General features: G+C 42.7%; 14 protein-coding genes and 1 pseudogene. 7 read left to right on the top strand and 8 right to left on the bottom strand.

Annotated elements, in window-relative coordinates; all coding sequences use genetic code 11:
- Positions 1-47 precede the first annotated feature (47 nt).
- Positions 48-260 (bottom strand): annotated as a pseudogene (locus ACRRSW_RS16880) (VF530 family DNA-binding protein); the annotation flags it as partial.
- Between the two features lie 220 nt (positions 261-480).
- On the opposite strand from ACRRSW_RS16880, the gene ACRRSW_RS16875 reads away from it, so the two are divergent.
- Complete coding sequence (locus ACRRSW_RS16875; protein ID WP_432452093.1) at positions 481-660, top strand: hypothetical protein; 180 nt, start codon at positions 481-483, stop codon at positions 658-660.
- 121 nt (positions 661-781) lie between these two features.
- On the opposite strand, the gene ACRRSW_RS16870 is transcribed toward ACRRSW_RS16875, so the two are convergent.
- The 5 genes from ACRRSW_RS16870 to ACRRSW_RS16850 form a co-directional block, all read right to left on the bottom strand.
- A complete protein-coding gene (locus ACRRSW_RS16870; RefSeq protein ID WP_432452094.1) occupies positions 782-1,183 on the bottom strand; it encodes a thiol-disulfide oxidoreductase DCC family protein in 402 nt (133 codons plus the stop codon).
- A 557-nt stretch (positions 1,184-1,740) separates the two neighbouring features.
- Positions 1,741-2,070: an RNA recognition motif domain-containing protein gene (locus tag ACRRSW_RS16865; protein WP_432452095.1), complete on the bottom strand. Its 330-nt coding sequence runs from the start codon at positions 2,068-2,070 to the stop codon at positions 1,741-1,743.
- A 97-nt stretch (positions 2,071-2,167) separates the two neighbouring features.
- Complete coding sequence (locus ACRRSW_RS16860) at positions 2,168-2,803, bottom strand: 3'-5' exonuclease (RefSeq protein ID WP_432452096.1); 636 nt, start codon at positions 2,801-2,803, stop codon at positions 2,168-2,170.
- Positions 2,804-2,983: 180 nt separating this feature from the next.
- The gene (locus ACRRSW_RS16855) at positions 2,984-4,336 is read right to left on the bottom strand and encodes a sensor histidine kinase (RefSeq protein ID WP_432459919.1); all 1,353 of its coding nucleotides are present in this window, start codon (positions 4,334-4,336) and stop codon (positions 2,984-2,986) included.
- Positions 4,337-4,360: 24 nt separating this feature from the next.
- Positions 4,361-5,083: a response regulator gene (locus tag ACRRSW_RS16850; RefSeq protein WP_432452098.1), complete on the bottom strand. Its 723-nt coding sequence runs from the start codon at positions 5,081-5,083 to the stop codon at positions 4,361-4,363.
- Between the two features lie 379 nt (positions 5,084-5,462).
- Between ACRRSW_RS16850 and ACRRSW_RS16845 the strand changes: the two genes are divergently transcribed.
- The 3 genes from ACRRSW_RS16845 to ACRRSW_RS16835 are packed head-to-tail and all read left to right on the top strand — an operon-like array spanning position 5,463 to position 8,410.
- Positions 5,463-6,662, top strand: coding sequence for a YjgN family protein (locus tag ACRRSW_RS16845; protein WP_432459918.1), 1,200 nt, complete (start codon positions 5,463-5,465; stop codon positions 6,660-6,662).
- Between the two features lie 7 nt (positions 6,663-6,669).
- Entirely contained in the window at positions 6,670-7,680 is a 1,011-nt protein-coding gene (locus tag ACRRSW_RS16840; protein ID WP_432459917.1) for a M48 family metallopeptidase, read from the top strand.
- A gap of 43 nt (positions 7,681-7,723) precedes the next feature.
- Positions 7,724-8,410, top strand: coding sequence for a VOC family protein (locus ACRRSW_RS16835; protein ID WP_432459915.1), 687 nt, complete (start codon positions 7,724-7,726; stop codon positions 8,408-8,410).
- A 956-nt stretch (positions 8,411-9,366) separates the two neighbouring features.
- Here ACRRSW_RS16835 and ACRRSW_RS16830 read toward each other — a convergent pair.
- Together ACRRSW_RS16830 and ACRRSW_RS16825 are read right to left on the bottom strand one after the other, a co-directional pair.
- Complete coding sequence (locus tag ACRRSW_RS16830; protein WP_432459914.1) at positions 9,367-10,347, bottom strand: integron integrase; 981 nt, start codon at positions 10,345-10,347, stop codon at positions 9,367-9,369.
- A gap of 34 nt (positions 10,348-10,381) precedes the next feature.
- On the bottom strand, positions 10,382-11,611 hold the full coding sequence (locus tag ACRRSW_RS16825; RefSeq protein WP_432459913.1) for an ISL3 family transposase: 1,230 nt from the start codon (positions 11,609-11,611) through the stop codon (positions 10,382-10,384).
- Positions 11,612-11,945: 334 nt separating this feature from the next.
- Between ACRRSW_RS16825 and ACRRSW_RS16820 the strand changes: the two genes are divergently transcribed.
- The 3 genes from ACRRSW_RS16820 to ACRRSW_RS16810 all read left to right on the top strand — a co-directional run bounded on the left by ACRRSW_RS16820 (position 11,946) and on the right by ACRRSW_RS16810 (position 14,143).
- A complete protein-coding gene (locus ACRRSW_RS16820) occupies positions 11,946-13,241 on the top strand; it encodes a hypothetical protein (RefSeq protein WP_432459912.1) in 1,296 nt (431 codons plus the stop codon).
- A gap of 101 nt (positions 13,242-13,342) precedes the next feature.
- Positions 13,343-13,906, top strand: coding sequence for a mobilome CxxCx(11)CxxC protein (locus ACRRSW_RS16815; protein WP_432459911.1), 564 nt, complete (start codon positions 13,343-13,345; stop codon positions 13,904-13,906).
- Between the two features lie 9 nt (positions 13,907-13,915).
- Entirely contained in the window at positions 13,916-14,143 is a 228-nt protein-coding gene (locus tag ACRRSW_RS16810) for a hypothetical protein (RefSeq protein WP_432459910.1), read from the top strand.
- The last annotated feature ends 44 nt before the right edge of the window (positions 14,144-14,187 follow it).

The raw sequence follows: 14,187 nt of genomic DNA, 5'->3' as shown, positions 1-14,187 counted from the left end.
GGATGTGATTAATCCGCTCGAAAGCGCATCGATGTGTAGGCTCAAGAAAGACCTTTCATGCGTAAATATAGATTTTCTACCTTGTCGCGAGCCCACGGAGTTTTTCGCAGAAACTTGAGACTAGACTTGATGCTGGGATCAAGCGTAAAGCAGCGAATATTAATTCGAGCGCCGAGTTCTTCCCAGCCATAAAAATCGACTAGTTCGTTGACAATGGTTTCTAGCGTTTTACCGTGAAGAGGATTATTTGCTTGCTGCATATGACAGAGACCTTAAAAAATAGCGTTCTATTGTACCACTGCTTTGGTGGGGGTAAAGTACAGTGTCAGCCGCTATTTATGGACTAATTGAGTGAGATTAAGTTAGCGTAAATTGGGGCGAAGTCCCTCGGGTTAGATATCTTTAGTTTATATAAAATAGTTCTAAAGTTTTTATTCTAGCGGCCGATGAGTAGCTGATGTCCATGAAATAGGAGGTAGAATGGAAATCAATAGTACAAATGCTTCGCAGTCTATGGAAGTTATTTCAGCGCAGCTGGCTAAAGGTCAGCAGCAGCAAGATGGTAAGGCGGTGCAAGAATTAGTGGCCGCAACCGATATTTCTGACGCCGCACCAGCGAGCAGACCGGGACTCGGTGAAACTATAAATATTAAAGTGTAAATAGACTAAGCCGCTGTTGCGGCTTATTTTTTGGCGACCAGTAAGCGTCCATTCTTGACAGCTTCGCTCATTTTATCGCTTGTTTCCATGTAAGCGTTAACGAAGACCTGTTGGCTAAGCTTTAATTAAGGTTTTTACCCGTGCCACAATGTTGGCTGTCGCATTTTGTATGACGACCCACTAGTGCGGAGATACGGTAACGGTGCTTGGCAAATAATAAGTAGCCTCGATCGGCAACGCAGCGAATGATTGGTTTGCGTAGCCATTGGATCCAGGGTTTTTGCTGGACTAGGCCCCAAGCCTTGGCGGTCACATCTAAACCCAATAGAAGCTCGCCTTGAGCATTTTCTGCGTGCAAAATGTTTGCGGCTTTACGTCTATTAATATGAGGAAAGCGCTGCTTAAAGTTGGTTTGATTGATGTCTTGTAATTCGATCAATTGGTGGGTATCAAAGGACTTCAGCTGGCGCATTTCCGCCGCGCAGAGTGGACATTGAGCATCATAGAAAATTCTTAACTGCATTTCTGTATCCTGTCATTCAAAAGGTGAATATGCCAAATCTTTACTCGGATCGATCCCAAACAAATCCGTTTCGAGGATTGTTGTTGGTTTTAATCAATGATTGGCGGTGGTGATTCAGCCAGCATGTGACTGACTGATACCGATCTAAGTCATTATCTGTTTATTCTTGCTGGCCTAAATCACCGCTAACGGCGTGATGAATCTTGTGATAAGAGCCACTAGTTATTGCACTCATAGCTGATTATCGACAGATTTATTCTACACAATTAAGTTGATCACATAATTAATCAGATTGGTATTAGAACTACGAATAGACTTGACCAAGCGATCATTAGTTTAAAGGGAAATGATCGCTCGATGGGCTTCTGTGTGATTGGCTCAATTTAGCTTTCGTCAAGATGTATATTGGATGATTGAAGTCATGTTGGAAATGCGCAGTTCGTTGCGGTCCGCGCAGTGAGGGCTCACCTTAACTGAGTCGTCTATGTCACTTTGCCTCGAGATCATCAGCGTGGTGAATCATGCTGCTTCTCTCGAGTGGCGGTAAAATAACAGTTCTAGTCTTGCTCTGAAGGTTTGTTTGGTTGCTCGCTGACTTCAGGCCAAATAGAAGCACTTGCTGCTGTAGGGGCACGGCTGGCGAGGGGATTTTCTGCTGCTTGTTTCACTCGGATCTTATTGCCTGCTATCTTTTTGCCGTTTAAAGCTTTTATAGCGATTTCAGCTTCCGTTGGATCCGCCATTTCTACGAAGCCAAAGCCTTTCGACTTACCGGTTTCATTATCGAGAACTAAGGTGCACTCTTGCACATTGCCCTGCTCTGAAAATAGAGCGAGTAACTCAGCTTCACTCGTGGTGCGGGCAAGGTTGCGAATTAATAACTTCATCGATGATCCATTGTTTGGCGATTGTAAATAATTGCCAATTGTCCCATATCATGTCGCGCGAAGCTATCAAACCTTCGGTTCGTTTTTATGCCGCCAATTAAAACTGTTTTTGTGCGACGCGGCGAAGAAAATTAGGCACCGCGGTTTTACTTTTAGCACTAATTTGCTGCATCAGCTTAAAGCTTGGTGAAGTGATTTGGTGACCTGTTTGTAACTCTTCGAGGAGGCTTAACCATAACTTTGCGGTCATCTCTGAATCGGCTAAAGCGCGGTGAAATATGCCGTCGTTGGCGATATTTCGATAGGTCACTAAACTAGCTAATTTATGATTGGGCGCCGCTGGAAATATACGTCGCGAAAGTAACATGGAGCAGCTAAATTGCCCCGTATAGTGACGATTAATTTGCTTGAGTTCTGCATCGAGAAAACGTTGATCAAAAGACGCATTGTGAGCGACTAAGTTGTGCCCGCCAATAAAATCACAGAAACGTTCCATCACTTCTTCGCATGGTGCGGCATTGCTGATCATTCGATTGCTAATGCCGGTGTAATTTTCAATAAAGGAACTAATTCGAAACCCGGGATTCATTAGTTCTTGAAAGCGTTGGGTGGCTTGTCCATTTTCTAGCAATACGGCGCCAATTTCGATGGCTCGGTCACCTTGATTTGGCGATAGTCCAGTGGTTTCGAAATCGAGAATAATAACCGTGTTAGCAGGGGTAGATGTACTCAAAAGGCGGATTCACAGATTTGAAAAGAAGGGGGGATTTTACCCAAGCTCGATTTATATTTCGAGGTTATTTTTAGCGTTGTGTATTGCGGGTTGATAGCTGGTTCTACAAATGGTTGCGGCCAATCGCTTGTCACCTCGGCTCGGCCTTGCCTAAATCAACCACAAACGGCGGTAAAATAATCACGAACAGGGCTCATGGCCATTGTTTTGTGATTTTGGTTTGTGAGCCCTAGAGGCTTGTTTTCCATGAGTTGGTAGTTCTATGGTAAATAGTGCACCGCCTAAGGGGCTATCGCCGACACTGACATTGCCGCCGTGATTAATCACAATTCTTTCGACTATCGATAGGCCTAAACCGTGGCCGCCACTTTGCCTGCTACGACTATCATCGACTCGGGCAAAGGGCATAAAAATTGACGAGCGGTGCTGTTCAGGTACCCCGATGCCATCGTCGTGAACCTCAAAAAATACCGATGTTCCACGCTGATAGGCTCGAACTAACAGTTGCGATTTTGCATACTTTTGCGCATTTACAATTAAATTGTTAAGGGCTCGGCGTAGCAACTTGGGATCCACCATTAATGATAAATCTTCAGTACATTCAATTTGAATATTGAGAGCTGGATTTAATTTTGCGAAGCGTTCACAGTCACTCTCGAGCAAAGGATTAGGCTTAACGAATTCAAGTTTACTGGTGGTTGCTTTCGACAGCTGGGAAAAGCTGATTAATTCATGAGTCAGCTCTTCAAGGCTATCTAGATCTTCGTCCATATCTTGAATATGTTGGTGCATGGTATGCATATCATGAATCGATCGGGTCATATCTAAAGCAAAACGCAGATTATTAATCGGGTTCTTTAGTTCATGAGATACCGCCATGGTCATGGCGTCTTGCTCTTGGATGAGAGTTTTCAATTGGTAAGCCATGGCGTTTAGGCTACGCGCCATATGGTTGATTGGTGCAGGGGTTTTCTCATTGGCGGTGACGTCGAAATTACCTTCGCCTAATAACTTGGTTATTTTCGCTAAGTGATAGGTATGGCGGGTCATTGAAAAAGAAAACCACATCACCGTTGCCGCTAGGCTCCCAGTAATAAATACCACCATATACCAAAATAGCCACCCGCCGCGATCGACAAATTTTTCATCTAAAGTCAGTTCCAAAACTTGTTGATTTGGCCATAGATAATACAAGGTGATTTCGTCTTCATTAAAAATATGCGTCACAACCTGTATGTATTCTCGGTGGCGTAGCAGCTGCAAACGCTTATCTTGATCAATTTGACTCAGTGGCATCAGTCGAATGAAAAAAGGAAACTCTTGTTGGTACTTTTCTAGGATCGCGTTGATATCGGGTTGCTTGGCTTGAAGAATATCTCGTTCTAATAAATAGTAGATGGGGAGTACGACTTTGCGGATTTGTTGGCGTTCAATTTGTTGGATATGCTCTTGTATCAAAGAGGCATAGAGGATGGTGGCGGCAAAGATCGCAAAGATCGATGATAAGAATAAACGAAGAAATAGGGTTAGCATGCTAAGAACCTTAGCTGAAGATCATTAAGTTTCTTTAACAAACAGATAGCCTCTTCCTCGAACTGATTTTATGTAGCGATAAGGTGGTGCATTGTCATTTATTTTTTTGCGTAGGGTGGATATTCGCATGTCTAGAGAACGGTCTAAACCATCATAGTCGATACCTCTTATTTCTTTAAACAAAAGGTCTCGGGGAAGCACGTGTCCAGCATTATCCATGAGGAAATAGAGTAAGTCGAATTCGGCATCAGTCAAGTCGAGCAATTGGTCCGCTAACCAAATTCGTCGCTGAGTTTTGTCGGCCAGCAGCTCTTGATAAACTATACGGTTGGGGTTGGGGCGAAATTCTGTGTAGTTGTCAGTTTCTGCTAAGCATTGACTGCGGCGTAACATCGAGCGTAAACGCGCTAATAATACATGTGGCCGCAGCGGTTTTTTTAAGAAATCATCAACCCCTAGATTGAGCGCCGATACTTCGGTGACCTCATCACCTTGAGCTGTCACCATTAAAATCGGCCCCGTATAAAACTCTCGAACCTTTTGGCAGACTTGGATACCATCCATACCGGGTAGCATCAGATCGAGTAGCACTGCATCGGGTAAATGTTTCGCTATTAATACTGGCGCATCATCTCCTCGTTCCGAGGAGATCACATCAAAACCTTCACTGCGTAAAAATGTAGCTACCAATTGCTGTTGTCGAGAGTCATCTTCAATTAATACGATCCGTTTTCTGTCTTGATTCAAATTTTATCCTCCCATGCACAAATGTTAGCCAAACCAGTCATTCTAGAGAGCCGCTTGCTTGATGCAATGAGTGCTGACAAAAAAACGACAAATATCATGACTTGATGAATTATAGATAAAAAGGCAGCATAAATGCTTGCAATATTCGTATATCCAGTATCTTTATCTGAAAGCTGGATTTTATAAAGCATTTTTATTTTTTATTAAAGTATGGCTCTCGCTTTTTTATTGAATAATGGTTTGCTAGTGCGAGCGATTGGAACGGCAAAAATTGATGCTAAAGTTGGTTTTTGTTAAGCAAATCAAATACTATAAAAAATTTATTTGTCAGTAGCTTAAACCTAACCTTTACTTTTTATTCCCAATAGGAATCGATTACATGGAAAGTCAGCAACAGCCGCGTCACCAATTTACATTCTTAGGGCGTGCCGGTGAATATTTTGGCATTTGGATCGTGAATATCTTACTCACCGTTATTACTTTGGGGATTTATTCCGCTTGGGCTAAAGTGCGCAATAAGCAGTATTTTTACGGCAATACCGAACTTGCCGGTGAGTCTTTTGAGTATTTGGCAAGACCTATACAAATTCTTATTGGCCGAATTATTGCGGTAATTTTGGTGCTTGGGTGGCTTACGCTACCTTCATTTCACCCCACTATTGGTGGCTTAATGGTGCTTCTGTTTGTGCTTGCTACGCCTGTGTTAGTGGTGCGTAATTTACGTTTTGATGCTCGGATGACGCGCTATCGGAATGTTCGATTCGATTTTGTAGGCAGTTATGGCCGTGCTTATATGGTGTTATTGGTACTGCCTTTGTTATATTTTGTTGGCTTCGCTATCGCTGCCGGGGGATTGACATTTCTCGCCCAAATGAGCTCACCGTGGATCCTCGGTATCATTAGTATTGTGGCCTGTGGACTAGGTTTAACCTTTATCTATGCTTTAATTACCAGCCAAATGAGTCAGTTTATTTTAAATGGCTATCGCTGGGGGCAGCAACAATTTGGCGCAGAGATTGGTACCGGACGCATATTTAAAATCTATTTAAAGACAGCGGCTATCGGCTTAAGCGGTTTATTAGTCATTGTTGCAATCGGAGTCGCTATTTTTGTGGGTTCGATTGGTATTGATTTCTCTCAGTTGGGGGGATTAATACAGCAGCTTAACCCGGAAAACTTAGAGAGTGATCTTGGTGTTCACTATGGTTTGTTTGGGGCTATCTTGGCAATTTATATCAGTATGTTTTTGCTTGGCTGGTTTGTGAGTGCCTATCTAAAAGCCTGCTTACGTAACTATCAATTTGGTGAAACTGTTTTAGCTGATAAATTGCAGCTAAATTCAACAGTGAAACCTTGGGCGTTTTTAGCTTTGCTACTTAGCAATTTGTTGCTTACTGTGTTCTCTTTAGGTTTGGCCTTACCCTTGGTAAAGGTTAGGTACGCTCGGTTTATGGCAAATGCCACCGCAATTGACGGCGATATCGATCAACTGACTACTCATAATCAAGTGGATGACGGTAATGTCGCGATTGCCGATGAAGTAGCCGATGCATTTAGTATTGAAATTGGCGTGATTTAGGACTGACATGCTTATTTCTGGAAAAGTGTTTGTGGCGAATAGCTCGCTAATTCGAGCCGCCTGTTTAAGTTGTTCCGATGAAGGGAAGCTGGAGCTTCGTGATGAGGAAGGCTGTATTCGAGCATCTTTGGCCGAAGTCGAAGTGTCGATGGCGATTGGCCGTCAGCCACGTAGTCTGATATTTGCCAATGGTCACCGCTTTGTCGCGGAACAGCCCGAGCAGTTAGCGGCCTGGCTAGAGCGCCATGGCAAAGGTTCTCTGGCGAAGCGCATCGAGAGTAACCTTTTAGCGATAGTGTTTGGCGTGCTGCTGAGTGCCCTATTGATGTTTTGGAGTATCGATAAGGGACTGCCGCGTTTGGCACACTATCTGGCCGGTTTTGTGCCGTATTCAGTTTCGCAAGAATTGGGTCAACAAACCTTGAGTCAATTGCAAGCTTTCGGCTTTCAAGACAGCCAGTTGGATGCGTCCCTACAACAACAAATTAGCGCAAACTTTGCGCGCTTAGTTGAAGGAACTGGGGAGCTACCAGGCGAGCCAAAATTGTTCTTCTACAACATGGGTGAACAAGCCAATGCTTTTGCCTTAGCCGACGGCAGTATTATTGTGACCGACCGTTTAGTTTCACTGATGCAACAGCCAGAGCAACTGAACGGCATTTTACTGCATGAGCTGGGCCACTTTGTCCACCACGACGGGATGACAGCCTTGGTTCGTTCGACTCTGGTCACTAGCGCGGTGATGCTACTGGTGGGTGATGCGAGCGCCTTGGTTGATGGTTTAATGGGGGCCGCAGTCTTGGGCTTAAATATGGGGTATTCGCGTGAGGTTGAGAGCCGAGCCGATTTATTTGCTTGCCATAGCGCGGCCCATTTAGGTTTATCTGGCGGGCAAATACTGGCGGGTTATCAGCAGCTGTTTAACCAGCAACAGACCGCAATACCACAATGGATAAGTAGCCATCCAGAAGACCAGCAGCGGATCTTACAATTGAAGTCTTGCTTGCAAATGGAATAAGTGGAACAGACTGCTCTACAACGTTTTTATTGATTGTAAATTAGTGGCCTTCGAGCAAGACCCTCGTGACACCGAAAAAGGTCAGAATAAAGACGATTCAATTTGCTCTGAACTGGTCAATCGTAGGCGTCGGGTACGTTACTGCACCGCCATTGCGCCACAGAGTAAACCGATTTTACTGGCGCGGGTTAAGGCTCATGATATGCAGCATTTTATTTTGGGAATGTTACATATCAATATCATTGTGGATGATATCGCGAAGGCCTGCGATTTTTATTATCGAAGCTTGGGTTTTGAAATCGCCAAAGATCCTCAGGGCCAATTGATGGATTATAAAAATGTAAGCATGCGTTCTTTTGCTCTGGATGCAGGTTTAAGTAATGGTAAAGTCGATGTTGATGTGCGTTTCTTAAAGCATCCACAAGCGGGGATGTATCTGGAGCTGATGCGGTATCGCGAGCCGCAAGGTAGTCAGCAATTACCACCTCAGGCAAAAATCTATGATTTAGGCGGGCCACGCCATGTTGCGATGGAAGTGAGTAACTGTAATGAGGTGTTTAACTACTTAAAACAGCAAGCAGGGATCACGATGATTAATCCCTCCGACGACTATCATCCAGATAAATTGGATGGATTTCCTATTAGTTTCTTTTATTGGATAGACCCTTATGGCGTGCAATGGGAAATGGAAGAGGGCCGCCAGATGAGCCTATCGCGGACCATCATTTAAGCGCTATTGGCGTTGCAAGCCCTTAAAAAGTAAATCTGAATTCGCCATATTCAAGCTCACTATCGCAGCGCCAGAGAGGCCGTTTACTGGACGGTGGGTTTGGCTGGTTGGTCTCAGGTTTGCTCGGTAGTTGGCTGGCTAAGCTTGTTGTGGTTCGCCCATTTATTGTTAAGCAGCGTTTGGTGATGCTGGTTGGTCATCAGATAATCTGGATTAGTCTGGACTCAATCTGCCACTTTGCTTCGCAAGGGGCGATCTGTTCTGACTGGTTACTCTAACCCATTTATGCCCGGTTCTGTGTTAGCAACGGGGTAAAAGCTTTCGCCTACGGCGACGTCATTAAGCTTCAACGAGCAAAGCTTAGCTAAGCAAAAAGAAAGCTCGCCCAGCATCTTCCTAAACCCTGCGTTGCGCATTCACAAGGGCGTTGAAGTAACTCGCTGCGCTCAAACAGACTTCAACTTTGCTCCCTTGTTCATTTGCGCTACTCGGCGAAGATGATGGGATTTAAAGCGTAATCTTGGCTATCGAGAGTATGAAAGATTTTTGTTTTTAGAATGGGTGTCTAGTTTATTTTTACATTTTTAGAATGGGTGTCTAGTTTATTTTTCTTAAAAAGTAAATCTGAATTCGCCATATTCAAGCTCACTATTACAGCGCCAGAGCAGCCGTTTACTGGCTAATGAGGCTGGCAGATGGTTCTGGCTGCTTGGTCATCAGATAATCTGGATTAGTCTGGACTCAACCTGCCACTTTGCTTCGCAAGGGGCGATCTGTTCTGACTGGTTACTCTAACCCATTTATGCCCCAAAACGCGTTAGGCCTTCTTGCGAACAGCAAAATTTCCCACTGCTCTTTCCATACCAAAACTAATGGTTTTGAATCAGATTTTACAAGCCAAGTTTAATCACCAGCTAGAATGCAAAAACCTGTTCGATGGTCTTGTCAAAAATCATCTATTTTGCAACTTGAACCAAGCACTCTAAAGGGCTTTTGACGCCCGTGGTATGACGACCGATAACATGCGTGTAAATCTCAGTCGTTGTTACATCCTGATGGCCAAGTAATTCTTGTATAGTTCTTAAATCAGTCCCTTGTTCTAATAAGTGGGTGGCAAAACTGTGCCTAAAGGTATGGCAACTTGCAGGCTTATTTATACCGGCATTACGCACGGCTTTGGTGACTGCTTTTTGGAGCACACTATGATGAATATGATGGCGTTTGAGCTCACCTGTTCTAGCGTCGATACACAGGCGAGTTGAAGGAAACAAAAACTGCCAAGAAAACGACCGTTGAGAATGTGGGTACTTACGGGCTAACGCGTAAGGCATCGTCGTTCCAGCATAATGTAGACTCATATCGTGAGCAAAAACACTTTTGCTCAGGAGAATGTTATCGCGAAGCTTTGGGATCAAGTTAGGGGGTAACAAAGTCACGCGATCTTTATTTCCTTTGCCTTGCCGTACGGTGATTGTATTTTGATCAAAATCTAAGTCTTTAATCCGTAATCTCAAGCATTCACTGAGTCTTAGTCCCGAACCGTAAAGCAGTGAAGCCATGATCTGATAATCCGCGGGTAAATTCGCAATCACTTGGCTCACTTCAGCTCGAGTAAAAACTACGGGAATGTTGACTCGTTTTTTCGCGCGTTTCGCCTGAATTCCAATCATTTCGATACGTAGTACTTTGTTATAGAGAAACATTAAGGCATTAAATGCGATGTTTTGAGTCGCCGGAGCGACTTGCCTATCGACCGCTAGATGAGTTAGAAATCGTTCAATATCAGCAGCTCCGAGCTTTGCTGGGTGCTGCTTGTGATTAAAATACAAAAAACGTTTTATCCAATGCCAATAGGTTTGCTCGGTGCGAATACTGTAATGGTGCTGATAAATCGTATTTCTAAATCGCTGCTGGAGCCGCAATGGTGTGTTTGACATGTTGCGCACTTTTTATCTGTATATGCATGGCTCTTCACCGTTCTTGGTGGAAAGTCATATCAAGCCCTCCAAAGTGAAATAAAATAGCTCGCTTAAAGCGTTCTTTATTTCTAAAACCCATCGAACGTATTTTTAGGCGCTGAATGTTTCCATTTATCGCTTCTGCCAAGCCATTTGATACCTTATAACGCATCGCATTGATGATGCCCTTTAAGTGCGTTTTCACGGTTTCTGCTGCTGTCATCATCGGCCTGATTTGACTGACCTTTATGAGTGCCAACCAATCATTCCAAGCCGCTTTGGCGTTAGCTGCATCGCCATACCAAATGGCTCTTGCTTGCTCTTTGAATATCCAGCTCAAGCCAGTATTTTGCATCATTTTGGCCAGCGCATTCACTCTTTCTCTCAATGTCCCATGTAGGTGGCTGTTTCGTTTTAACCATCCATACCGTGTTTGGTGGCACTCTCTTTTTAAATGCTGGGGCAACGCCATGAGTTCGCTTTTTCTCACTTCATTCACCGCTTTAGTGAGCACCTTTGCGATATGAAAATGGTCTATGGCTATCATTTGCTTAGCCCGCTCACCGAAGTAGTCATATGCTGCGTTTATATATGCTCTGCTCATGTCCATCGATATGGAACGTGTAACCATTGTTGACTCAGGGGGCAATGCCTTAAAGCAAGCTGATAGGCTCATGCCTGTTCGACCGTCTTCAACCGATATCACCTGACCATCACGATTGGATAATACCGTGACATAGTCATGGCCTTTCTTAAATGCCGTTTCATCGACCAACAGGTCTTGGTAGTTGATGGTGGTTCTGGCTGTCAGACCGCGTTGAACGGCCCGCGTCATCATCCGGTCGATGGCTCCCCAGCTAAGCCGATAGGTTTTACTCACCGCGTATAAGGAACTGACTTTAAGCATCTCTATAACGCGAGCCTCAAACAGCTCTGTGTAGCGACTGTTACTTGTCGCCCAAGGCACTTGAAGTGTTTGCACTCCATGCTCTGGGCAATCAGCTCGAGGGACTTCAGCCTCAATACGTGTTTCAAACTGACAGGTATCTAAATGTCGCCAAACCCGCCGCCGAGTATCGTGTCGACGAACAGCCTTACCGCAAGAGGGGCAAGCCGTTAATGAAGCTCGGTCATAGTCAACGCGTACGGTGATGGTTTGGGTTGACTCATTGAGTTCAACAGATGAAACAGCCCAAGGATGAGTTAATCCAAGAATGGATTGATAAAGCGTCGTGTCTTGCATGGTCGCGAGGTATTCATGAACGTTTACTTATTATCTCGCTCATTAATGTTTGTTGAAAGTGTTTCCACTACATTCGGTGAAGAGCCATATGCATACAGTGTTTTTAGTTTCGTTTGCGTCATTTGTCAAAGTAATCAATGATAGAAATGGATCGACGATTGATTGATTCCGAGTAAAAAACTAAGGTAGACAATGGGTTAATATCAAATCATAAATTGATGGGCGAACGTGATGAAGATCATGTTTTTTGTGATAGGACGCGCGCTCATTGAATGGGATAGACCGCACGTGCGGCCTACTTAGCGTTATATTCAGTAATCGATAGGATGAGTTAGTGGTAAGAGTAAATAAGACATTCTGTGGTTCAGATCCGTCATGGGCTAACGCTTGCGTTGGTACCAACGGTAATCCCGGTTACAAAGAATATTCTAAAGGTTTTTCACGAGCAGCAAGAGTACTTATAGATAAGGTGCTTGAAGAAGATAGCATAGAATATCACATAGACGACTTTATCTATCCTATTTGCTTTAATATGCGACACTCAGTGGAGTTAAGGCTAAAACATGCTATTCAAATGCTTGAAAGCTTAGCACCATATAAAGGACAGACATCTCAGTTTAATTTCTCCGGTTCGCATGATATTAAAAATATATGGTGCTATTTCAAAAGAAAATCTGAAATTTTTGATATCCGATATTCTGAAATCAATAATCGAATTGAGCCAGTAATTATGGATATCGCTGATATTGACCCTACGGGGCAGACTTTTAGATATCCGAAAGATAACAATAACATTAAACATTTAACTAACACTCAATTGATCAACTTTTTTACCCTCAAGTCTTCTTTCACTACGTTGGAGAAAGATTTGGATTTACTAGTTGAAATGAATGAGTTTCTTATAAGGGAGTATTCCTTAGGTTCTTTTACAAAGAAACTATCACGCGCAGAACTTTTTGATATTTCAAAGAAATTACCTAACAGAGATTTATGGAAAAACGATGATTTTAAAGATGTTAGAGATAATATTAAGAAAGACTACTCTCTTTCAGGTAAGGACTTCGAGAAAGCTGTCAACATAATATCTCATAACTATGAAATGTCTCCAATGATAAACATTTCCATTGATTTACTAGGGGTAAGTGTCAATGATATAAAAACGTTTATCAAAATATGGTTTGATCGTCACGAGAGGTCTATCAGTAAAATGCAGGGCAAAAAACCTGCTAATGATCTTATGGAAGAGGTCTCTCATAGTATTAACGCTAGCCACGAATCATGGTCTAGTGCAAAAGAATTTGTCACGCCTGAGATTATGGCTGGCTTAGTATCTTTATTCTATTTCTCATATGATTTGGAGTTTTCTGAGTTATATGTCGAAAGATATTCTAATGAGTTAAAACTTTCTGAGGCATACTTTTTAAACGATCGGGAAATTAAAACCAACTTCCATGATTTGGTTAGTAAAACTAATGCATTGGAAAATATAGTAGCATCATTGTACTTCCTAGGCTTTTTAGATGACGCAGAGTCGATTGTTACTGATTATGATTTTTTGAACCAATCACCATTGGTCAAAAAAGCACGTTCTAGACAGTTGTTTGTTAAAAATCCGGCCTTTGGGTACTGAATATAACAAGAGCGTCATGTGGGAATTTTATTCGCTGGCGGTTCCCGCCAAAACGCTCATAAAATCCCCATACGCAAGCGTTAGGGCTATAGGATTATTTGATGACAGATGAAGTTAAATTTAAACAAGAGTGTTTTGAAAAGAGATTTTACAGCTTTGGCACTGCAAAAATATTTGAAAAGAGAGTTGAGAAGTATGATTTTAGACTTAAAGCTATAACCTTTTTAGGCCTATTAACTCCCATAATTTTAGGTGGGTTTGTAGCTGCATTCTCGACCGATAGTGAAGCATTAAAATATCTATTATTACCAGTTTGTGGTGTTTTAACAATTATTCAATCTGTGCTTTCTTTATTATCGCTAGTTTATAAATGGGATGATGTTTATTCTTATGCAATTAGTTCAGTCAAAAATAACACGAGACTAACTAATGACTTTGATCAGCTTTCTAAGGAAAGTCCAGCTAAAATAAAACGCGACATGTCGAGATTGAGAGATGAGTTCAATAGACAAGAAATCGAAGATACAGCGCAATCAATCTCAATAAAAGAAAAAAGATTTGCTATGCGACATACTCTTTTTCAATATAAGAATAAGTGTGAAACTTGTAAAATAAAACCAATATCTCTAACTCCCTCCACATGCGATACGTGTGGAAACTTTTAAGGAAAAATTATGAACGCTAATACTAAGCATGTTCTTTTGGGTTTTAAAAAACTTAATGCTCAGGAACGTAAAGAATTCTATGAAATAATCAAAGGCTTTGAGGATTACCCGTATTCAACAGAAAGTAAGATTGAAGAATCAATCGGACTAGAATGCCTGTCGGAATCACGGATTAATAAATCGTCTGTTAACTTCGGCCCGTCACCTAATGGTTGCCCTTGTTGTGGCAATGGCTAGCCCTAATCGGGTAGCCGAAGGTATCTAGCCTCCAGCCCCCACAA

It is taken from the genome of Agarivorans sp. QJM3NY_25, assembly GCF_050870875.2.
Taxonomy (GTDB): Bacteria; Pseudomonadota; Gammaproteobacteria; order Enterobacterales; family Celerinatantimonadaceae; genus Agarivorans.
The sequence above is the reverse complement of the archived record's forward strand: the minus strand, read 5'-3'. Positions and strand labels throughout refer to the sequence as shown.